The organism is Variovorax sp. 10L421 (assembly GCF_056395365.1).
Map to the genome: position 1 here is coordinate 277,673 of NZ_JBFTJJ010000001.1, position 22,037 is coordinate 299,709.

A 22,037-nucleotide genomic window follows, 5' to 3' on the forward strand; every position below is an offset into this window, starting at 1 on the left:
CGGTATCTGGCGCCGCGGGGCCTTCGACGACAATCCTGCGATGCCCGAATTCCTTGACCCGACGCCTCCCGCCGCAGTGCCCACCCTGAAGAAGAGCGACCAGAACCTGGTTTGGCTCGACTGCGAAATGAGCGGCCTCGACCCCGAGAAAGAGTTCCTGCTCGAAATCGCCGTGGTCGTCACCGGCCCCGACCTCACGCCCCGCATCGACGGCCCTGTTCTTGTCATCCACCAGAGCGACGCCGTGCTCGACGCCATGGATGCCTGGAACAAGGGCACCCATGGCCGCAGCGGCCTGATCGACAAAGTGAAGGCCTCGACCCTCGACGAAGCCGCCGCGGAGCAGCAACTGCTGGAATTCATCGCCAAGTACATTCCGCGCAGCGGCTCGCCCATGTGCGGCAACACCATCGGGCAGGACCGCCGCTTCCTGGTCAAGTACATGCCCAAGCTCGAGGCGTATTTCCACTACCGCAACCTCGACGTCAGCACGCTGAAAGAGCTGGCCAAGCGCTGGAAACCCACGGCCTACAACAGTTTCAAGAAGCAGCAGGCGCATACCGCGCTGGCGGACGTGCATGAATCCATCGAGGAACTGGCGCACTACCGCGAGACCTTCCTGCGCCTCACGGATTGAGAAACCCGGGAATTAGGTAAAAACCCGAGTTCATGCCATAATCGCAGGCTTCGCTGATCGGGCGGGTATTTCAAGCCCGGCCAGCGTCTCTTGCATCTCCCTATCTTGCACACCGCGCCCGATCGCATTCGCTGATCAAAAAGGGCCGCAGCCTTGGGCACCAGCCCGAAGTTGAATGTCGTTGGATGGTTGATGTTTTTAACCACCAACGGGGCGCCGCCTACGGCAGCGCTCGCGTTTGAGATTGATATTCATGACCGACGCTTTTGAAGCGCAGGGCGAGTTCGCGCCTGTGCAATCCGCTACCCATAACGAATTCACCGCCGTTTCGGACACCGTGTCCGAATCGCCCATCCTCGAAGCGCTGGATGCAGCCGCTCCCGAAGTGGCCGTGGCCGAAGAGCCCGCCCAGCCCAACGGCTTCATCAAGCTGGGCCTCGCGCCCGAGCTGATCGCCGCCGTGGCCGACCTGGGCTTCACCCAGCCCACGACCGTCCAGGAAAAGGTCATCCCGATCGCCATGGGCGAGCAAGAGGGCGCCGCCCAGACCGCTCGTTTCGTCGACCTGATGGTTTCGAGCCAGACCGGTTCGGGCAAGACTGCCGCCTTCCTGCTGCCCGTGCTGCACACGCTGCTGAAGCGCCAGGCCGAAGCCGAAGCCGAAGCCAAGGCCGAATTCCAGCGCCTCGCCGCCGAAGCCGCTGCCCGCGGCGAAGCCGTGCCGAAGAAGCCGAAGCGCAAGGACCCGACCAACGCCCGTCACTTCAAGCCCGCCACCCCCGGCGCGCTGATCCTGTGCCCGACGCGCGAACTCGCGCAGCAAGTCGCGCACGACGCCATCGAACTGGTTCGCCACTGCCGCGGCCTGCGCATCGCCAACGTGGTGGGCGGCATGCCCTACCAGCTCCAGATCGCCCGCCTGCAGAACGCCGACCTCGTCGTCGCCACGCCGGGCCGCCTGCTCGACCTGCAGCGCTCGTCGCAAATCAAGCTCGACCAGGTCAAGTTCCTGGTGGTCGACGAAGCCGACCGCATGCTCGACCTCGGCTTTGCCGATGACCTGGCCGAAGTCAACCAGCTCACCATCGAGCGCCAGCAGACGATGATGTTCAGCGCCACCTTCGCGCCGCGCATCCAGCAGCTGGCCCAGCGCGTGATGCGCGAGCCGCAGCGTGTGACCATCGACAGCCCGCAAGAAAAGCACGCGAACATCAAGCAAGTGCTGTTCTGGGCCGACAACAGCCAGCACAAGCGCAAGCTGCTGGACCACTGGCTGCGTGACACCACCATCAACCAGGCCATCGTGTTCGCGAGCACGCAGGTCGAGTGCGACGGCCTCGCCAACGACCTGCAGCAGGACGGCTTCAGCGCCGTGGCGCTGCACGGCGCCCTGAGCCAGGGCCTGCGCAACCGCCGCCTGATGGCACTGCGCCAGGGCCAGGTGCAGATCCTGGTGGCCACCGACGTTGCCGCCCGCGGCATCGACGTGCCGACCATCACCCACGTCTTCAACTTCGGCCTGCCGATGAAGGCCGAGGACTACACCCACCGCATCGGCCGCACCGGCCGTGCAGGCCGCGACGGCATTGCCGTCACGTTCGCCGAGTTCCGCGATCGCCGCAAGATCATGGACATCGAGCACTACAGCCGCCAGCAGTTCAAGGCCGAAGTGGTGCCGGGCATGGAACCGCAACAGCGCATGCCGCAATCGCGCCCGCCACAAGGCGAGTTCCGCGGCGGCCGCGGCGACAATCATTCGCGTGACCGCAAGTTCGGCGGCGGCGGTCATCGCGGTGGCAATGGCGGCGGCTTCGGCGGCGGCAACAGCAACTACGCAGGCGCCAGCGGCTTCAACGACCGCGGCTCGCGTCCCCCGGCACCGCGCGGCGGTGGCTTCGGCGGCCAGGGCCACGGCCATGGCGGCGGTCACAACGCCGGCTTCGGCGGCGGCCGTGACGAAGGCGGCGGCTATGGTCGCAAGCCGGGTTGGGGCGACAGCGCCCCGCGCGGCGGCAATGGCGGTGGCCGTGATTTCGCTCCCCGCGAAGGTTTCGCACCGCGTGAAGGCTTCGCGCCCCGCGGCAATGGCGCAGGCCATGGCGGCCAGGGCAAGGTGTTCGTGCCCCGCGACGCGCAGAAGCGCTCGTTCAAGCCCAGCCGCTGATCCTTGCCGAGCGGCCTGACAGCCGCCTCGCCCCCTCGAAAGCCCGCGCTTCTCACGAACGCGGGCTTTTTCATTTCGGGTTTCCGAGCGGTACGGTGTCGCTTGATTTTGATTGACACCTGAATCGATGAAAAGTAATGTAATGGCGCATTGCTTCCCCGGGTCCGTCCTGCGGCCGCCGGTTCATCGACACCTGCTTTTCGACTTTCGACATGAAAATTGCGATTCTTGGGGGTGGTCATGGCGCCTATGCGGCCGCCGCCGACCTGTCTGAAACCGGCCACGAGGTGCGCCTGTGGCGCCGCGATGCCGCCGCACTGGAGCCCGTCGTCCGCGCTGGCGCGATCACTCTGAAAGACGCCGAAGGCACCCGCGAGGTGCCTATTGCGCTGGCGACCGCCGACATCGGCACTGCCCTGAAGGGCGCCGAGCTGATCGTCATTCCCACGCCCGCCATCGCCCAGCACGACATCGCGCTCGCGATGGCGCCGCATCTGGTCGATGGCCAAGTCGTGTTCCTGCCGCCGGGCACCTTCGGCAGCTACGTGATGGCGAGGACGGTGAAGGAGGCCGGCAGCCGCGCCGACGTCGCCTGGGCCGAGACCGGCACCTTGCCGTACCTCGCGCGCAAGCACGGCGAACGCGAGGTGAACGTCACCATCCGCGCCATCCGCCTGCCGACCGGCGTCTATCCGGCGCGCAAGGAGGCCGACGCGATCGAGGTGATCCGCAAGGCCTACCCGGCCGTGCACGGCTGCGGCGACGCGCTCTCGGGCGCATTGATGAACGCCGGCCCCGTCATCCATCCGCCGCTGATGGTGATGAACGCCGCGCCGCTGCAGCACTTCGAGCGCTGGGACATCCACAACGAAGGCACGCAGCGCGCTGTGCGCGATGTGACCGACCGGCTCGACCAGGAGCGCATCGCCGTGCGCGAAGCCTTCGGGCAGGGCGCGCCGCACTATCCGCTGGCCGACCATTACAACAACGACCAGTGGATGTACGGCGACGCGCACAAGCAGCTCGTGAAGTCGGGCGACTGGCGTGAGAACATCGACCTGCACACGCACCGCTACATCACCGAGGACACCGAACTCGGCCTCGCCTTCCTGGCTTCGGCCGCGCGCCATGCGGGCGTGGATGCGCCCATCGCCCATGGCCTGCTGGCCATCGTCGGCGGCTTTCTCGGCCGCGACCTTCGGCGCGGGCCTCGCACTTTCGAAAGCCTCGGCCTTGCCGGCCTGAGCGCCGCCCAACTCAAGCAGAGGCTGCACGATGGCGAATGAGGCCGTGCTCCCGCGCTTCGCGGCCGTCGGCGCGGGCCGCATGGGACGCGGCATCGCCATCGCGTTCGCCTATGCCGGCCGGCGCATCTCGCTGATCGACCTGCGCCCACGCAGCGACGATGCGTGGCGTCGTTTGCGCGACGAGGCCAGGGCAGAGATCGAAGCCAGCCTTTCGGGTCTCGCCCAGCTTGGCGTGATCGATGCCTCGCAAGTCGAACGCGTCGCCGCGCGTATCGATTTCGTCAACGCTGCCGCCGCACCGCAGGTGCTCGCCGCCGCCGAACTCGTGTTCGAAGGCGTGCCCGAAACCATGGAGGCCAAGCGCGAGGCTTTCGAGCATCTCAACCGCCATTGCCGCGACGACGCCATCCTCACCTCGACCACCAGCAGCATCCTCGTGACGCAGCTGGCCGCACTAGTGCGGCTGCCAGAGCGCTTCCTCAACATGCACTGGCTCAACCCGGCCTACGTGATCCCGGTGGTGGAGCTCAGCTGCCATCCGGGCACCGACGCCACCGTGCTCGCGCGCACCAAGGCGCTGATGGAAGAGATCGGCAAGCTGCCCGTGGTCTGCGGCGCGTCGCCCGGCTACATCGTGCCGCGCCTGCAGGCGCTGGTGATGAACGAAGCCGCGCGAATGATCGAGGAGGGCGTCGCCACAGCCGAGGAGATCGACAAGGCCACGCGCTACGGCCTCGGCCTGCGCTTCGCGGCGCTTGGCGTGGTCGAGTTCATCGACTTCGGCGGCTGCGACATCCTGCATCACGCGAGCCGCGAGATGTCGGCCTCGCTCGACGCAGGCCGCTACACCGCGCCGGCCATCGTCGGGCGCATGGTCGAGCAGGGGCGGCTCGGCCTCAAGAGCGGCAGCGGCTTTTACGATTACGCGGGCCGCGACGTCGCAGCCTACCGGCGCGACGTGCTCTCGCGCACGCTCGGCGAACTGCGGCACGCGGGTCTGTGGCGCGCGCCGGCCGACGAGACCTTGCCATGAGCATCCGCCGCGCCTTTGCCGACCTGTCGGTGGGGCAGGTCCACTATGCGGAATGCGGCGACCGCAGCGCGCCGGTGGTGCTGCTGCTGCACCAGTCGCCGCGCAGCTGGGCCGAGTACCGCGCCGTGCTGCCGTTGATCGGCGCGCAGCGCCGGGCCATTGCGATGGACACCGCCGGCTTCGGCGACTCCGCGGACGGCGGCGTGCCCGCGAGCATCGGGCAATGGGCGCGCGTGGCGTGCGAACTGCTGGACGTGTTGAACATCGCGCAGGCCGACGTGGTGGGCCACCACACCGGCGGCGTCGTGGCAGTGGAGCTTGCAGCTGCGTTTCCCGATCGCGTGCGCAGCCTGGTGCTGTCTTCCACGCCTTGCACCGACGAAGCTTTTCGCCGCGTGCGTGCGCAGCGCCCGCCCATCGACGAAGTCGCGCCAAGCGAAGACGGCTCCCATCTCGCTGCGCTGTGGCAGAAGCGCCAGAGCTTCTATCCACCGGGGCGGCCCGAACTGCTCGAAGCCTTCGTGCGCGATGCGTTGAAGGTCGAACGCGTCGAAGAGGGCCATCGCGCCGTCGCGTCGTACCGCATGGAAGAACGCATCGGTCTTGTCGCGCACCCCACGCTGATCGTGCGCGCCACCGACGATCCGTTCGCGGCGCCGCATGCGGTGGAGCTGCGGCATCACTTGCCGCACGCGCGCATCGTCGACATCGAAGGCGGCATGGTGCCGCTGCCCGATCAGATGCCCGATACCTTCGCGCGCACGGTACTCGACTTTCTGGCGACGCTGCCATGAAGGCCGTGCGCGTCCACGGCTTCGATGCAGTCCCCGTGCTGGAAGAGGTGGCCGATCCCGTCGCAAGGCCGGGCCGCACCATCGTGCGCATGGAAGCCGCGACGGTCGGCCACATCGACCGCACCGTGTGGCGCGGCAGCTTCCTGCGGCATCCGCCGTTGCCTTACACGCCCGGCGTGGAGGCTGCGGGCACCGTCGTCGCGAGCGAACGTTACGACGTCGGCCAGCGCGTGTGGCTGCGCGGTGGCGGACTTGGCACGCTCTTCGATGGCACCTGGTGCGAACTTGTCGATGCGCCCGACGAAGCGTTGGGACTCTTGCCTGACGGCGTTCCGATGACGCTGGGTGCCGCGTTCTTTTCCCCATGCACCTCGGCCTGGGTGGCGCTGCACGACGTCGCGAAGCTGCGGCCCGGTGAACAGGTGCTGGTGACCGGCGCGAGCGGTGCCGTCGGCTCGCTAGTGATGCAGCTGGCAGGCAGCCTGGGCCGCGCAGCGACGGCCGTCGATGCGAATGCCGAAGCGCCGCCCGCGGCCAGCGCCGACCTGCTCATCGACACCGTCGGCGGCGACGTCCTTGCGAAAGTCCTGCCCGCGGTGCGTCCCGGTGGGCGCGCGGTGCTGATCGGCTACACCGCCGGCCCGACGCTGCAGCTGGACATTGCACATTTCCTGCAACGCGATGTCGCGCTTCTGCCGCTCAATATGTTCCGGCGTGAATCGGCCGGCCGCGCCGCTGCCCCCGAGTTGCTCGCAAGGCTCGCCGACGGCCGCCTGCATCTGGACGTTCGGCTCTTCGCATTCGACGATGCGGCCGGCGCGCTCGACTGGATTGCGCAACGCGGCCACCGCGGACGGGCTGTTCTCGTGCCTCGCCTTTGACCAGCGAGGCGCGGAGACTCAGTCTTCTTCCGGCCCCTCGACGGGTACGTGCACATGCAGGTCGATCATCTGCCGCAGCGTCTGCTTGAGCTCTTCGGCGCGCCGCAGCCCGAAGGGTTCGAGCACGCGCCGCTCGTGGTCGCGCGCGAGTTCCATCAGATGCTCGACCGCCTTCAGCCCCTTGCGCGTGATGCGCACCAGCGTGATGCGGCGATCACTTTCGTGGGGCAGGCGTTCGACCTGTCCGCGTGCTTCCATGCGGTCGAGCAGCCGCGTCACCGTCGGCTGCTTGGTGACAGTCACCTGTGCGAGCTGGCCGATGCTGATCGGCTCGCTGCCCGCAAGCGATGCCATCACGCGCCATTCCGACACGGAGAACCCCTGCTGCCGCGCGACCTCATGGAACTCCGAGGAAATCAATTGGCTGGCCTGTGCCAGCAGCGCCGGCAGGTAGTCGTCGACGAAGCGATGCGATTCGGTGGATGGATCTGGTTCAGCCATGAAGGCACCTCACAGTCGCCGCGGGCACGCAGCTTGCATGTCTAGGGTAATTCATGATTGTGGATACATTCATTTGTCAACATTATAGGAAGCGTGATGTGGCACCTGAAGCGCATCCTCCCACGCGAAGGAAGAAGGACCCCCAATGGCTGAGCGTTCGTTCGTCGAAGAAGTCAAGAAGCTGAGGCTTTCTGGCGGAGATGTCTTTCGTGGCGAGGGCATTCTGGCGGTCACCAAGGCCTTGCTCGAATCCGGAGTTTCCTATGTGGCGGGCTACCAGGGCGCGCCCATCTCGCACCTGATGGATGTGCTGGCCGACGCACAGGACATCCTTGCCGAGCAGGGTATCCGCTTCGAGAACAGTGCAAGCGAAGCCACTGCTGCCGCCACGCTTGCGGCGTCGGTCAACTACCCCTTGCGCGGCGCCGTCACCTTCAAGGCCACCGTGGGCACCAACGTGGCTTCCGACGCGTTGGCCAACCTGGCGTCGGGCGGCGTGACCGGCGGCGCGCTCATCATCGTGGGCGAGGACTACGGCGAGGGCTCGTCGATCATGCAGGAGCGCAGCCATGCGTTCGCCATGAAGTCGCAGATCTGGCTGCTCGACCCGAGGCCCAACCTGCCGAGCATCGTCGATGCGGTGAAGCAGGGCTTCGATCTCTCCGAAGCCAGCAACACGCCCGTGATGCTGCAGCTGCGCATCCGCGCTTGCCATGTGCACGGCCACTTCATCGCCGGCGACAACAAGCGCGCGAAGTTCACGCTGAAGGACGCGCTCGAGAATCCACAACGCGACGTCGGGCGCATCGTGCTGCCGCCCGCGAGCTTCGTGCACGAGCAGGAAAAGGTGAAGGACCGCTGGCCCGCCGCCGTGCGCTTCATCGAGGAGCGCAAGCTCAACGAGTTCTTCTCCGAAGACGCCGACGACATCGGCATCATCGTGCAGGGCGGCAGCTACAACACGCTGCTGCGCGCGCTAGAGCGCCTGGGCCTGGCCGACGTGTACGGCAACACGCAGGTGCCGCTCTACGTGATGAACGTGGCCTACCCGGTCATCGAGAGCGAGGTGATCCGCTTCTGCGAAGGCAAGCGCGCGGTGATGGTGGTGGAAGAGGGGCAGCCCAACTTCGTCGAGCAGAACCTTGCAACCATTCTGCGACAGGCCGGCTCGACCACCGCGCTGCATGGCAAGGACATGCTGCCGGTGGCCGGCGAATACACCGCCGCCGAACTGCTGAAGGGCGCACGCAGCTTCTGCGAGCGCTACGACCGGCTCGCGCCGCTGCCGGTGCCCGCCCCCGTGCGCAAGGTGATCCCTCTGGTGGAGGTCGCAGCGATCGGCGTCGATGCCGCACCCGAGCCCGCACTGCCGTCCACGGCGCTGGGTGAAGTGGTCCACGCCCGTCCACCGGGCTTCTGCACCGGCTGCCCCGAGCGCCCCATCTTCAGCGCCATGAAGCTGGTCGAGCGCGAACTGGGCCCGCACCACGTGAGCGCAGACATCGGCTGCCACCTGTTCTCCATACTGCCGCCCTTCAACATCGGCAACACCACCATGGGCTACGGCCTCGGCGGCGCAGGTGCTTCCGCGCTCAACGCGCCGGCCGGCAAGCGCGCGATCTCGATGATGGGCGACGGCGGCTTCTGGCACAACGGCCTTACCAGCGGCGTGGCGAACGCGGTCTTCAACAAGAGCGACAACCTCACCATCGTCGTCGACAACAACTACACCTCGGCCACGGGCGGGCAGGACATCCTCTCGTCGAACGCCGTCAACAAGACGCGCAGTACCGGCCACGAAATCGAGCGCGCCGTGCGCGGCGTGGGCGTCGAGTGGGTCAAGACATTGCGCCGAACCTACGACGTCGCGGGCATGCGCGATGCGCTGAAAGAAGCGCTCACCACCAAGACCCGGGGCCCGAAGGTGCTGATCGCCCAGTCGGAATGCATGCTCAACAAGCAACGCCGCGAGAAGCCGCTGGTACGCAAGGCGATCGCCGACGGCAAGCGCATGGTGCGCGAGAAGTTCGGCGTCGACGCCGACACCTGCACCGGCGACCACTCGTGCATCCGCTTGTCGGGCTGCCCGTCGCTGTCGATCAAGCCCAACCCCGATCCGCTGCGCACCGACCCGGTCGCGACCGTGCTCGACAGCTGCGTGGGTTGCGGCGTGTGCGGCGAGGTTTCGCACGCCGCCGTGTTGTGCCCCTCGTTCTACAAGGCGCAGATCGTGAGCAACCCGAGCCGCTGGGACCTGCTGCGCGAGCGTGTGCGCGCTGCCGTCATCGGCTGGCTGCAGCGCGGCGAGGCTCGTCGCCGTGAAGCCTATGCCTTCTGAATGAGTCCCTCCATGCAAAGCGAAGACATTGCGTCGAAGTGCCAGGGATGCCGCGGAACCGGCTTTGCCGGGCCGCAGGTATCGTCCCCGGTAGGGGGTTGGCGGCTACACGAAGTGAGCAAGACTGGGGGGGAGCCATGAGCCCGATCAAGATCGCGATCCTCGCCATGGGCGGGGAGGGAGGCGGCGTTCTGGCCGACTGGATCGTCGACATGGGCGAGGCCAATGGCTACGTGGCGCAGACCACGTCGGTGCCAGGCGTGGCGCAGCGCACGGGCGCAACCATCTACTACGTCGAGCTTTATCCGAGCGCGCAGGCCGAGGCGGACGGCGGCCGACCCGTGCTCGCATTGATGCCATTGCCGGGCGATGTCGACGTGGTGCTGGCGTCGGAACTTATGGAGGCCGGACGCGCAGTTCAGCGCGGGCTGGTCACGAACGACCGCACCACGCTGATCGCCTCCACGCACCGTGTGTTCTCGATCGCGGAGAAGAGTGCGCTGGGTGACGGCCGCGTCGACAGCGACCAGTTGCTCGCGCACACGGCGCGGGCCGCCAAGCGCTTCATCCGCTTCGACATGGCACAGGCGGCCGAGGCTTCGGGCAGCGTGATCAGCGCTGTGCTCTTTGGTGCGTTGGCAGGATCAGGCGTGCTGCCGTTCAGCCGTGCGCAGTTCGAGGCGACGATCGAACGCGGCGGCGTAGGTGTGAAGCCCAGCCTCAAGGCCTTCGGTGCCGCATTCGCCCGCGCGCAGGGCGGCGACGACGGCGAGCCGGTGAAAGAGGCCCCGCTCGCCACGCCGGCACCGCAACCCCGCCACCCGGCCGTGCGTGCCTTGGTCGAGCGCGTGCAGCGTGACTTTCCGGCTGCCGCGCAAGACTTCCTGCTCGAAGGCGTGCGCCGCCTTATCGACTACCAGGACCCGGCCTACGCCGGCCTGTACCTCGACCGCATGGCAGCCTTGCCGGCCGGCAACCACCGGCTGCTGCGCGAAACCGCGCGCCACCTTGCGCTCTGGATGTCCTACGAAGACACCGCCCGCGTCGCGGCCCTGAAGACCCGCGCGACCCGCTTCGAGCGCGTGCGCGGCGAGGCGCGCGTGCAGCCGGGCCAGGTGCTGGCCATCAACGAATACATGCACCCACGCCTGCAGGAAATCTGCGAGACGCTGCCGGGTGGCATCGGCCGCTGGCTCATGGATTCGACGCTGCCGAAGAAGCTCGTCGAGCGCTTCACGCAGCACGGCCGCGTGATCCGGACCAGCTCGCTGCGCGGCTACCTGATGTTGCGCACGGTGGCAGCCATGAAGCGCTGGCGCCTGTCGACGATGCGCTATGCCGAAGAGAACCGCCGCATCGAGGAATGGCTGCAGCGCATCGCCGCGACTGCGCAGCGCAACCCGGAGCTCGCCGTCGAACTCGCGCAGTGCCAGCGGCTCGTGAAGGGCTACAGCGACACGCACGAGCGCGGCGTTCGCAACTACGACACCGTGATGCGTGCCGTCGAGCGCGCCGGCGCGGGGCTGGCACCGGCCACGCTGCGCGAACTGCGCGACGCGGCACTGGCCGACGAACACGGCCACAAGCTGCAGGCTGCACTGGCGCTGCACGCACTGGCCTGACGAAGAGACAACGAAGATGACCGCACCCTCCGCCACCCTCTCGCTGCGCGTCGTCGAAGCGCGGGCATTGAATCCGCTGATCCGCATGCTGCGCCTGCGCGCCGAAGACGGCCGCGCGCTGCCAGGCTTCGCGGCCGGCTCCCACATCCGCGTGCAGGTGTCGCTGCCCGATGGCAAGACCGACTGGCGCCATTACTCGCTCATCAACTTCGCGACCGCGCGCAACGCCACCAACGCACCAACCGAGTACGTGATCGCCGTGCGCAAGGAGGCCGAAGGCCGTGGCGGCTCGCGCTTCATGCACGAGCAGCTGAAAGAAGGCGATACGGTCGCCATCGAGGCGCCGAAGAACGACTTTCCGCTGCACACCGGTCCCGGCGGCACCGTGCTGGTGGCGGGTGGTATCGGCGTCACGCCGCTTGCCACCATGGCCGCGCGCCGCCGCGCCGAAGAGGCGCCGGTGCGCATGCACTACGCCGGCCGCAGCCGCGAGCTGATGGCCTTCCTGCCCGAGCTGCAGGCGCTGCTCGGCGACGACCTGCGCGTGCACGCCGATGCCGAAACCGGTGCGCCTCTCGACATCGACGCGCTGCTCGACGGCGTGCCCGCTGGCGACCGCCTCTACGTCTGCGGCCCCAAGCTCATGCTGGACGCCGTGCTGGCCCGCACCCAGGCGCGCGGCTGGGAGCACGACCGCGTGCACTTCGAACTCTTCACCGAGCCGGTCGTGGAAGCGGGCGACCAGCCCTTCGAGGTGGAACTCGCCCAGTCGGGCCAGCGCTTCACAGTGCCGGCCGACCAGAGCATCCTCGATTGCCTGATCGAGCACGGCTGCGACCCGATGTTCGACTGCAAGCGCGGCGAATGCGGCGTGTGCGCCGTGCCCGTCATCGAAGGCGAGATCGAGCATCGCGACTACGTGCTCACCGCCCGCGAGAAAGCGGCCGGCAACGTCATCCAGATCTGCATCTCGCGCGCCAAGGGTGCGCGCCTAGTGCTCGACCTCTGAAGGAGCCACGAGAACCATGCCTTCATACCGAGACAACCCTGAAGCCGTCCGCGCGCTGGTGCGCAACGACCAGGTGCACCGCGATCTGTACACCAGCCAGGAACTGTTCGAGCTGGAGCAGGAGCACTTCTTCGCCAACACCTGGAACTATGTCGGCCACGAGAGCCAACTGCCGAAGCCCGGCGACTGGATCAGCAACGAGATCGCCGGCCGCCCGCTGATCGTCGTGCGCCACGCCGACGGCAGCGTGCGCGCCATGATGAACCGCTGTGCCCACAAGGGCTCGCGGCTCGTCAATGGGCCCTGCGGCAACACGGGCAAGTTCTTCCGCTGCCCGTACCACGCCTGGACCTTCAAGACCGACGGCTCGCTGCTGGCGATTCCGCTCAAGACCGGCTACGAGAACACCGCGCTGCACGAGTGCGAATCGGCCAAGGGGCTCACCACGCTGAAGCACGTGCGCAGCCATCGCGGCTTCATCTTCGTGAAGATCAACGACGCCGGGCCGGACTTCGACGCGTACTTCGGCGACTCGCTGAGCTCCATCGACAACATGGCCGACCGTTCGCCCGAAGGCGAGCTGGAAATCGCCGGCGGTTGCCTGCGCTTCATGCACCAGTGCAACTGGAAGATGTTCGTCGAGAACCTCAACGACACCATGCACCCCATGGTGGCGCACGAGTCCTCCGCCGGTACCGCCAAGCGCATGTGGGCCGACAAGCCCGCCGACGAGCCCAAGCCCATGGCGGTCGAGCAGTTCGTGCCTTTCATGTCCGACTACAAGTTCTTCGAGGACATGGGCATCCGTACCTACGACAACGGCCACAGCTTCACGGGTGTGCACTTCAGCATCCACAGCAAGTACAAGGCGATCCCGGCCTATGACGACGCCATGAAGGCGCGCTACGGCGAGGAAAAAACCGCGCAGATCCTCGGCATGGCGCGCCACAACACGGTGTACTACCCGAACCTCACGATCAAGGGCGCGATCCAGGCGATCCGCGTGGTCAAGCCGATCTCGGCCGACAGGACGCTGATCGAGAGCTGGACCTTCCGCCTCAAGGGCGCGCCGCCCGAGCTGCTGCAGCGCACCACCATGTACAACCGGCTCATCAACTCGCCGTTCTCGGTGGTGGGGCATGACGACCTGCAGGCCTACCGCGGCATGCAGGCAGGCCTGCATGCGAGCGGCAACGAGTGGGTGAGCCTGCATCGCAACTACGACCCGTCGGAGCTGAAGGGCGGAGAGATCACCACGGGCGGAACCAACGAGCTGCCGATGCGCAACCAGTACCGCGCATGGGTCCAGCGCATGACGGAGACCATGTGATGGCCGGCATCGAAGTCACCCGCCAGGTCCTGATCGATTTCGTCGTGAACGAAGCGCACCTGCTCGACACGCGCCGCTATGAGGAGTGGAACGCACTCTTCACCGACGATGCCTTCTACTGGGTGCCGCTGGTTCCCGACCAGGAAGACGGCCTCAACCACACCTCGCATCTCTACGAGGACAAGCTGCTGCGCGAACTGCGCATCGAGCGCCTCAAGAGCCCGCGCGCCTTCTCGCAACAGCCGCCGAGCCGCTGCCACCACCTGCTGCAGATGCCGGTGGTCGAGCAATTCGACGCCGAGGCGAACCGCTACGTGGTGCGCACCGGGTTCCACTACACGGAGTCGCAGGGCGACGAACTGCAGTTCTACGTCGGCACCTTCTTCCATCACCTCACGGTGCAGGACGGCGCGCTGCGCATGACGCTCAAGCGCGTCAACCTGCTCAACTGCGACGCGGCGTTGCCGGCCGTGCAGCTCTTCATCTAGGGACGCAATGCAAGACGCCACAGTCCGGGCCACCGTCCACCAGGTCTTCGCAGCCACCGCGGCCCGCGCGCCACAGGCCGAGTTCCTGTTCACCGAATCGGTGACCGCAGCCGCCTACGGCATTACGGCAGGCGCCATTCGCTGGGGCGAGGCTGCCGCCGAGGTCGAGCGCCTTCGCGCGGCCTACGCGCAAGCGGGCTACGGCCATGGCCACCGCGTCGGCCTGCTGCTGGAGAACCGGCCCGCATTCCTTTTCCACTGGTTCGCACTCAACGCACTGGGTGCGAGCGTGGTGCCGATCAACGCGGAGATGCGCTCGGCCGAATTGGTCTACCTGATCGGCCACAGCGAAATCGGCCTGGCGGTGACGCTGCCGGAGCGCGCCGGAGACCTGCGCGTGGCGGCTGTACAGGCCGGTGTGGCCTTCGAGACGATGGGCCCCGACGATGAGGTGCCGCGTGCGAGGACCAGCGCGCCGCGCGCCCACGAGCCCATCGGCGCCGACACCGAATGCGGCCTGCTCTACACCTCGGGCACTACCGGCCGCCCCAAGGGCTGCATCCTGAGCAACGCCTACTTCCTGCGCGCCGGCGAGTGGTATGCGGCGCTCGACGGCGTCTGCAGCATCCGGAGCGATGCCGAGCGCGTCATCACGCCGCTGCCGCTCAACCACATGAACGCGATGGCCTTCTCCACGATGGTGGTGCTGGTCGCGGGCGGCTGCCTGGTACAGCTCGACCGCTTCCATCCGAAGACCTGGCTCGCGAGCGCACGCGAAAGCGGCGCGACCATTGCGCACTACCTGGGCGTGATGCCTGCGATGCTGCTTTCCGCACCGGCATCGGCCGCCGACCGCGACCATGCGATCCGCTGGGGCTTCGGTGCCGGCGTCGACCGCAAGAACCACGCGCCTTTCGAAGAGCGTTTTGGTTTCCCTTTGGTCGAGGCCTGGGCCATGACCGAGACCGGCGCTGCCGCCTGCATCATGGCAAATCGCGAGCCGCGGCTCGTGGGCACCAGCTGCTTCGGCCGGCAGGAGGACTTTGTCGAGATCCGCCTGGTGGGTGAAGACGGCGATGAAGTCGGCGTCGATGCACCCGGCGAGTTGCTGGTGCGTTCGGCCGGCAGCGACCCGAAGCGTTATTTCTTCTCGGGCTACCTGAAGGACGACGACGCCACGCGCGAAGCCTGGGCCGGCGGCTGGTTCCACACCGGCGACCTCGTGCGCCGCGATGCCGAAGGCAACTTCTTCTTCGTCGACCGCAAGAAGAACGTGATCCGCCGCAGCGGCGAGAACATCTCGGCCGTCGAAGTGGAGAGCGTGCTCAACCAGCACCCGGCGGTGAAGGCGTCCGCCGTGGCCGCCACGCCTGACGCGGTGCGCGGCGACGAGGTGCTGGCCTGCATCGTGGTGCGCGAAGGCGCCGATGCATCGCAGCGCGAGCAGCTCGCCGCCAGCATCGTCGCGCATGCGCTGGACCAGCTGGCGTACTACAAGGCGCCCGGCTATGTGGCATTCGTCGATGCGCTGCCGCTCACGCCGTCGCAGAAGATCCAGCGCGGGCAATTGCGCGAGATGGCGCAGTCGCTGCCGGGGCAGGGCCACTGCATCGACACCCGCGCGATGAAGAAGAGGCAGTCATGACTCGCAGCCGGCTTTCCTACGAAGGCGTCGCGGTGGCCGTGCCCATCACGGTGCCCTATGTGCGCTACTCCACACGCACCGCCCACTGGTTCATCGGCCAGGCCATCGAGGCGCTGGTCCGGGCCAGCGGCGTGGCCAAGGAACAGATCGACGGCCTGTGCCTCAGCAGCTTTTCGCTCGCGCCCGACACGGCCGTGGGCGTCACGCAGCACCTGGGCCTGTCGCCGCGCTGGCTCGACCATGTGCCCACCGGCGGTGCTTCGGGGGTGATGTGCCTGCGCCGCGCGGCGCGGGCGGTGCAGGCGGGCGATGCCGACATCGTGGCCTGCGTGGGCGCCGACACCAACCACGTCGATTCCTTCCGCCAGACGCTGGGCAGCTTCAGCAACTTCGCGCGCGACGCAAGCTACCCCTACGGCTCGGGCGGCCCGAACTCGATCTTCGCGTTCATCACCGCCAACTACATGCGCACCTACGGCGCGAAGCGCGAACACTTCGGCCGCATCTGCGTCGACCAGCGCACCAACGCGCTCGGCAACCCGAACGCGATGTTCAAGAAGGGCCTGACCCTCGACGAGTACATGGCCGCGCGGCCCATCTCCGACCCGATCCACCTGTTCGACTGCGTGATGCCCTGTGCGGGCGCCGATGCCTTCCTCGTGATGAGCGAGGAGCGCGCACGCGACCTGGGCCTGGCGCACGTGGTGATCCGCGGCGCCATCGAACGCCACAACGCCTACGCCGAAGACCCCGTGATGGTGCAGGGCGGATGGCGCAAGGATCGCGATGACCTGTACGCGCAGGCCGGCATCCAGCCCGCCGAGCTCGACTTCGTGCAGACCTACGACGACTACCCCGTCATCGTGATGATGCAGTTCGAGGATCTGGGCTTCTGCGAGAAGGGCGAGGGCCCGGCCTTCGTGCAGTCGCACACCATGACCTTCGACGGCAGCTTTCCGAACAACACCAGTGGCGGCCAGCTCTCGGCGGGACAGGCCGGTGCGGCAGGCGGCTTCCTCGGCATGGTCGAGGCGATCCGCCAACTGACCGATCAAGCAGGTCCACGCACCGTGCCCGATGCACAGCTGGGCCTTGTCGCCGGCTTCGGCATGGTGACCTACGACCGCTGCCTGTGCACAGGCGCGGTGATCCTGGGGAGACCCGCATGACGATGCCCTTGATGCGCCCCCCGCGCAAGAACCCGGTGCTGCGCACCCGGCAGATGAACCTGCCGCCCGGCGCGCGCGGCCGCGTGGCGCTCGGCCTCACGGCGGCGGCTGCCGAAGGCCGCTTCGAGCTGCAGGCCTGCGACCGATGCGGCACGGTGCAGTACCCGCCGCGCGAGGTTTGCCACAAATGCCTCTCGGCCGCCTTGCGCTGGCGCCAGCAGAGCGGCGAGGGGGAGCTGCTCGGCAGCACCACGCTGCATCACAGCAACGACTTGTTCTTCCGCGAGCGGCTGCCCTGGCGGCTGGGCCTGGTGCACCTCGATGCCGGCCCGACGCTCATGGTCCACCTGCATGGTGAGGTTGGTGATGCGCCGCAGCGAGTGCGTGTCGGCGCCCGGCTCGACCGCGCGGGGCAGGCCGTTCTCATTGGTTTTCCGAATGAAGGGAGTGCCCATATGGCCGACGACAAGATGCTTCGCGAAATGACCAGTGATCCGAAGTTCCGCAAGGCGCTGGTGACCGACGGCAAGACCGAGACCGGCCAGGCCATCGTGCGCGCGCTGGTGAAGGCTGGCGCCGACATCGTCTGGGTCGGCCATGCCGAGCCCTGGAAGAAGATGGGCGACGGGCTCGACGACATCTCGGCGCTGCCGCAAGTCACGCTGGTGCCGCTCGATCTGACCAACGGCCGCCAGGTGACGGAGCTTGCGGGCTCCATCGGCGGCAAGGTCGACATCGTGATCAACAACGCCGAGGTGCACCGCACCTTCGGCATCGGCGCGCGGCGCGGCACCGACGTGGCCAAGGCCGAGATGGACATCAACTACTTCGGCCTGCTGCGCCTCGCACAGGAGTTCGGCCCTGCGCTGAAGGGCCGCTCGGCCGACGGCGCGACGGGCGCCACGGCCTGGGTCAACCTGCTGTCGATCTACGCGCTGAGCAACTTCCCGCCGCACGGCACCTTCAGCGCGTCGAAAGCCGCTGCGCATTCGCTTGCGCAGTGCCTGCGTGCCGAGATGCGGCCGGCCGGCATCCGCGTGATCAATGTGTTCCCGGGGCCCATCGACGACGAATGGAACCAGCACACGCCGCCGCCCAAGCTGGCACCCACCGCGCTGGCCAATGCCATCGTCAAGGCGCTGCGCGACGGCGTCGAGGACGTGTATCCCGGCGACGTGGCGCAGGAATGGCTGGAACGCTGGCGAGACAACCCGAAGGTGCTCGAACGCGAACTCGCGGCGGGCGGCTGAGACAGGAGCCAAACGAATGAGCACGACAACCGAACTGATGTCCGCCGCAGAAATCCTCGGCGGCCTCGTGACCGCGATGGCCAGCGGCCGCATCCGCGTGATCGACCTCACGCAGACGCTCACGCCCGAGTTTCCGCAGATCGCGCTGCCGCCCGAGATGGGGCAGTGCTGGCCCTTCCGCATCGAGGAAGTGTCGAAGTACGACGAGCGCGGTCCGGGCTGGTACTGGAACAACTTCTCGTGCGGCGAGCACACCGGCACGCACTTCGACGCGCCGATCCACTGGATCTCGGGCCGCGACCTGCCGAACAACTCGGTCGACACCATTCCCGTGCAGCACTTCGTGGCGCCGGCCTGCGTGATCGACTGCTCGGCCGACGTGCAGGCGAACGACGACTACCTGCTGAGCGTGGCCGACATCGAGCGCTACGAAGCGGCACACGGCCGCATCCCGAAGGGTGCGTGGGTGCTGATGCGCACCGACTGGTCCAAGCGCACCGACCCCGAGGCCTACCAGAACTTCGACGAAACCGGCCAGCACACGCCGGGCCCGAGCACCGAGGCCGTGCGCTTCCTGGTCGAACAGCGCGACGTGCTGGGCTTCGGCTCGGAGGCCATCGGCACCGACGCGGGGCAGGGCTACCACCTGCGCCCGCCGTACCCGTGCCACTACTACATGCACGGCGCGGGGCGCTACGGGCTGCAGTGCCTGAGCAACCTCGACCTGCTGCCGCCGTCGGGCGCGGTGCTGATCTGCCCGCCGCTGAAGATCGAGAAGGGCAGCGGCAGTCCGCTGCGGGTGCTGGCGCTGGTGGGGGCATCGGCATGAGCGGCGCGGCACCCAAGGTCGCGGCGGTCACCGGCGGCAGCGCCGGCATCGGCAAGGCCATCTGCGAAGACCTGCTCGCGCAGGGCTACGAGGTGGTCTCGCTCGCGCGCCGCAAGGCCGAGATCGGCCATCCGAAGCTGCACAGCCTCGAGGTCGACCTGAGCGACCGCGCCGCCACGGGCGAAGCGGTGCGCGAACTGGTCGAACGCTTTGCGCCGACCACCATCGTCCACAACGCCGGCGTCATACGCGCCGCGCTGCTGCCCGACGTGAAGCTCGACGACCTCGATGCGCTGGTCGACCTGCACCTGGGCTGCGCGATCCAGTTGGTGCAGGGCGCATTGCCCGCGATGCGCGCACAGCGCTTCGGCCGCGTGGTGCTGCTGTCGTCGCGCGCTGCGCTGGGCCTGGCCACGCGCACCAGCTATTCGGCCACCAAGGCCGGCATGCTGGGCATGGCGCGCACCTGGGCGCTGGAACTTGCTGCGGACGGCATCACGGTGAACGTGGTGGCCCCGGGGCCGATCCGCACCGACATGTTCTACGACGTGATCGAGGCCGGCAGCGAGAAGGAACGCGCGCTCGCCGCCTCGGTGCCGGTCAGGCGCCTCGGCGAATCGGCCGATGTGGCACGCGCCGTGCGTTTCTTCGCCGATGCCGACAGCAGCTTCGTCACCGGCCAGGTGCTGTACGTGTGCGGCGGTACCAGCGTCGGCAGCCTGGCCCTCTGAATTCTTCTTTCGCTTTTCCACGTTCATCCCAAACCATCCCTGGAGCATCGCCATGAAAGTCCTGAACCGAATTCGCACACTCGCGGCCATTGCCGCGGGCCTCGGCGCGCTGAGCGCCGCGGGCGCATGGGCCGCCGATCTCAAGGTCGGCTTCATCACCTCGATGTCGGGACCGGTGTCTTCGCTCGGCATTCCCTACGACAAGGGCATGAAAGCCGCGCTGGCCTACAAGTCCGAAGTCGGCGGTCGCAAGGTGCAGGTGATCCAGCTCGACGATGCGTCCGACCCGTCCACGGCCGCGCGCAATGCGCGCAAGCTGATCGAGGAAGACAAGGTCGACGTCATCATCGGGACGGCCGGCGCACCCGGCTCGCTGGCCATTGCCGGCGTGGCGCGCGAGACGAAGACACCGCTGATCTCCATCGCCAATGCCGACCTGGCCGGCGAGGACGGCGCCTGGATGGTGACGCTGCCGCAGCCCGCGCCGTTGATGATGGGTGCGATGGTCGAGAAGATGAAGCAGGCCGGCGTGAAGACGGTGGCCTACATCGGCTACTCCGACGCCTGGGGCGACCTGGTCTACGACGCGCTCATGAAATCGGCGCCCACGGCCGGCATCAAGGTGGTGTCGAACGAGCGTTATGCGCGCAGCGATTCGTCGGTGGCCGGGCAGGTGCTGAAGATCGTGGCGCTGCGGCCTGATGCGGTCATTACCGGTGCCTCGGGCACCCCCGGTGYGTTGCCGTACCTCGCGTTGACCGAGCGTGGCTACAAGGGAAGGATCTACGGCATGCACTCGCTGATCAACCCCGACTTCATCCGCGTCGGCGGTTCGTCGGTCGAAGGCCTGCTGGCGCCCACGGGCCCGGTGGTGGTGGCCGAGCAGCTGCCCGACAACAACCCGATGAAGAAGATCGCGATGGACTTTCGCGCTGCCTACCAGAAGGCCAACGGCGCGGCGCCCACTGATACCTTCTCGGCCTACAGCTTCGATGCGTGGCTGATCTATCTCGATGCTGCGCAGCGTGCGCTGGCCAGCAAGGCTGAGCCCGGCACGCCGCAATTCCGGCTGGCGCTGCGTGATGCCATCGTGAGCACCAAGGAGCTGGTGGGCACGCATTCGGTCTACAACTTCAAGCCCACTGATCGCTATGGCTCGGATGATCGCTCGCGCGTCGTCGTGAAGCTCGAAAAGGGTCAATGGAAGCTGGTGCCCTGAGATGAAGAACAAGCTAGCCCACATCCTTGGCGCCACAGTGCTTGCTCTGGCAGCTTCGCAGGCCATGGCGGCTGACCTGAAGATCGGCTTCATCAGCTCGCTCTCGGGTCCGGTGGCTGCGCTCGGCATTCCGTACGAGAAGGGCATCCGCGCTGCCATTGCCGAGCATCCCGAGATCGCCGGCCGCAAGGTCCAGTTGATCGTGCTCGACGACGCGTCAGACCCCACCACCGCCGGCCGCAACGCACGCAAGCTGGTGACCGAAGACAAGGTCGACGTGCTCATAGGAACCTCCGGCGTGCCAGGTGCGATGGCCATCGCTGCGGTGGCCAGGGAACTGAACACACCGTTGATCTCGCCCACGCCGGTCACCATCGCCGGCCCCGAGGGCGCGTGGACGGTGACGGTGTCGCAGCCATTCCCGCTCATGGTCGCGGGCGTGGTCGACCGCATGCAGAAGTCCGGCGTGAAGACGGTCGCCTTCATCGGCTTCTCGGACGCACTGGGCGACCTGGCCTACGACTCGCTCGTGAAGAGCGCCGATGCTGCCGGCATCAAGGTGGTGGCCAACGAGCGTTATGCGCGCAGCGATTCCTCGGTGGCCGGGCAGGTGCTGAAGATCGTCGCGGCTCGACCCGACGCCGTGTTCGCGGGCAATTCCGGCACGCCCGGTGCGTTGCCTTACATCGCACTGGCCGAGCGCGGTTACAAGGGAAAGATCTATGGCACGCACGGCCTCATCAACGCCGACTTCGTGCGCGTGGGCGGCGCCTCCGTCGAAGGCCTGCAGGTGCCCAGCGGCCCGGTGCTGGTGGCCGACCAGTTGCCCGACAGCAACCCCATCAAGAAGGTGTCGATGGGCTTTCGCAACGCCTACCAGAAAGTGAACGGCGCGGTGCCGACCGACGCCTTTTCTTCCTACACCTACGACGCCTACCTGCTGCTGGCGGATGCCGCCTCGCGCGCCAAGGGCGAGCCCGGCACACCGCAATACCGCACCGCCCTGCGCGACGCCATCGTGAGCACCAAGGAGCTGGTGGGTACGCACGGCATCTACACCTTCAAGCCCGGCGATAGCTATGGCTCCGACCGGCGCGGCGTGGTGATCGTGCAGATGAACAGGGGGCAGTGGAAGCTGGTTCCCTGAAAA

Annotated in this window: 19 protein-coding genes; 18 read left to right on the top strand and 1 reads right to left on the bottom strand. The window is 67.4% G+C overall.

Annotated elements, in window-relative coordinates; genetic code table 11:
• Positions 1–40 precede the first annotated feature (40 nt).
• The 6 genes from orn to AC1DFC_RS01360 all read left to right on the top strand — a co-directional run bounded on the left by orn (position 41) and on the right by AC1DFC_RS01360 (position 6,756).
• Positions 41–637 carry an oligoribonuclease gene (gene orn / locus AC1DFC_RS01335; protein ID WP_042673080.1) on the top strand — a complete coding sequence of 199 codons (597 nt, stop codon included), beginning with the start codon at positions 41–43 and terminating at the stop codon, positions 635–637.
• Positions 638–890: 253 nt separating this feature from the next.
• Entirely contained in the window at positions 891–2,801 is a 1,911-nt protein-coding gene (locus AC1DFC_RS01340) for a DEAD/DEAH box helicase (RefSeq protein ID WP_007831277.1), read from the top strand.
• Positions 2,802–3,013: 212 nt separating this feature from the next.
• Positions 3,014–4,087, top strand: coding sequence for an NAD/NADP-dependent octopine/nopaline dehydrogenase family protein (locus AC1DFC_RS01345; RefSeq protein WP_007831275.1), 1,074 nt, complete (start codon positions 3,014–3,016; stop codon positions 4,085–4,087).
• Positions 4,077–5,081 carry a 3-hydroxybutyryl-CoA dehydrogenase gene (locus AC1DFC_RS01350; RefSeq protein WP_478178583.1) on the top strand — a complete coding sequence of 335 codons (1,005 nt, stop codon included), beginning with the start codon at positions 4,077–4,079 and terminating at the stop codon, positions 5,079–5,081. Before AC1DFC_RS01345 ends, AC1DFC_RS01350 begins: the two co-directional genes overlap by 11 nt.
• Positions 5,078–5,875, top strand: coding sequence for an alpha/beta fold hydrolase (locus AC1DFC_RS01355; protein ID WP_478178584.1), 798 nt, complete (start codon positions 5,078–5,080; stop codon positions 5,873–5,875). Before AC1DFC_RS01350 ends, AC1DFC_RS01355 begins: the two co-directional genes overlap by 4 nt.
• Positions 5,872–6,756, top strand: a complete 885-nt coding sequence (locus AC1DFC_RS01360; RefSeq protein ID WP_413313460.1) for a quinone oxidoreductase family protein — start codon at positions 5,872–5,874, stop codon at positions 6,754–6,756. The genes AC1DFC_RS01355 and AC1DFC_RS01360 overlap by 4 nt, the downstream gene beginning before the upstream one ends.
• An 18-nt stretch (positions 6,757–6,774) precedes the next feature.
• Here the strand turns inward: AC1DFC_RS01360 and AC1DFC_RS01365 are convergent, their stop codons facing one another.
• On the bottom strand, positions 6,775–7,257 hold the full coding sequence (locus AC1DFC_RS01365; protein ID WP_007831268.1) for a MarR family winged helix-turn-helix transcriptional regulator: 483 nt from the start codon (positions 7,255–7,257) through the stop codon (positions 6,775–6,777).
• 145 nt (positions 7,258–7,402) lie between these two features.
• Here AC1DFC_RS01365 and AC1DFC_RS01370 point away from each other — a divergent pair, with 145 nt between their 5' ends.
• The 12 genes from AC1DFC_RS01370 to AC1DFC_RS01425 all read left to right on the top strand — a co-directional run bounded on the left by AC1DFC_RS01370 (position 7,403) and on the right by AC1DFC_RS01425 (position 22,034).
• Positions 7,403–9,595 carry a thiamine pyrophosphate-dependent enzyme gene (locus AC1DFC_RS01370; protein WP_478178585.1) on the top strand — a complete coding sequence of 731 codons (2,193 nt, stop codon included), beginning with the start codon at positions 7,403–7,405 and terminating at the stop codon, positions 9,593–9,595.
• A gap of 137 nt (positions 9,596–9,732) precedes the next feature.
• A complete protein-coding gene (locus AC1DFC_RS01375) occupies positions 9,733–11,217 on the top strand; it encodes an indolepyruvate oxidoreductase subunit beta family protein (protein ID WP_478178586.1) in 1,485 nt (494 codons plus the stop codon).
• 16 nt (positions 11,218–11,233) lie between these two features.
• Entirely contained in the window at positions 11,234–12,226 is a 993-nt protein-coding gene (locus tag AC1DFC_RS01380) for a PDR/VanB family oxidoreductase (protein WP_478178587.1), read from the top strand.
• Positions 12,227–12,242: 16 nt separating this feature from the next.
• Positions 12,243–13,556: an aromatic ring-hydroxylating dioxygenase subunit alpha gene (locus AC1DFC_RS01385; RefSeq protein WP_478178588.1), complete on the top strand. Its 1,314-nt coding sequence runs from the start codon at positions 12,243–12,245 to the stop codon at positions 13,554–13,556.
• Positions 13,556–14,044 carry an aromatic-ring-hydroxylating dioxygenase subunit beta gene (locus AC1DFC_RS01390; protein WP_478178589.1) on the top strand — a complete coding sequence of 163 codons (489 nt, stop codon included), beginning with the start codon at positions 13,556–13,558 and terminating at the stop codon, positions 14,042–14,044. The genes AC1DFC_RS01385 and AC1DFC_RS01390 overlap by 1 nt, the downstream gene beginning before the upstream one ends.
• A gap of 7 nt (positions 14,045–14,051) precedes the next feature.
• A complete protein-coding gene (locus AC1DFC_RS01395) occupies positions 14,052–15,689 on the top strand; it encodes an AMP-binding protein (protein ID WP_478178590.1) in 1,638 nt (545 codons plus the stop codon).
• Positions 15,686–16,858, top strand: coding sequence for a thiolase family protein (locus AC1DFC_RS01400; protein WP_478178591.1), 1,173 nt, complete (start codon positions 15,686–15,688; stop codon positions 16,856–16,858). Before AC1DFC_RS01395 ends, AC1DFC_RS01400 begins: the two co-directional genes overlap by 4 nt.
• Complete coding sequence (locus AC1DFC_RS01405) at positions 16,855–18,108, top strand: SDR family NAD(P)-dependent oxidoreductase (RefSeq protein ID WP_478178592.1); 1,254 nt, start codon at positions 16,855–16,857, stop codon at positions 18,106–18,108. The genes AC1DFC_RS01400 and AC1DFC_RS01405 overlap by 4 nt, the downstream gene beginning before the upstream one ends.
• A gap of 16 nt (positions 18,109–18,124) precedes the next feature.
• Positions 18,125–18,937, top strand: coding sequence for a cyclase family protein (locus tag AC1DFC_RS01410; protein ID WP_478178593.1), 813 nt, complete (start codon positions 18,125–18,127; stop codon positions 18,935–18,937).
• Positions 18,934–19,668 carry an SDR family oxidoreductase gene (locus tag AC1DFC_RS01415; protein ID WP_478178594.1) on the top strand — a complete coding sequence of 245 codons (735 nt, stop codon included), beginning with the start codon at positions 18,934–18,936 and terminating at the stop codon, positions 19,666–19,668. The genes AC1DFC_RS01410 and AC1DFC_RS01415 overlap by 4 nt, the downstream gene beginning before the upstream one ends.
• Positions 19,669–19,720: 52 nt before the next feature.
• Positions 19,721–20,887 carry an ABC transporter substrate-binding protein gene (locus AC1DFC_RS01420; RefSeq protein ID WP_478178595.1) on the top strand — a complete coding sequence of 389 codons (1,167 nt, stop codon included), beginning with the start codon at positions 19,721–19,723 and terminating at the stop codon, positions 20,885–20,887.
• Between the two features lies 1 nt (position 20,888).
• On the top strand, positions 20,889–22,034 hold the full coding sequence (locus AC1DFC_RS01425) for an ABC transporter substrate-binding protein (RefSeq protein ID WP_478178596.1): 1,146 nt from the start codon (positions 20,889–20,891) through the stop codon (positions 22,032–22,034).
• Positions 22,035–22,037: the final 3 nt, after the last annotated feature.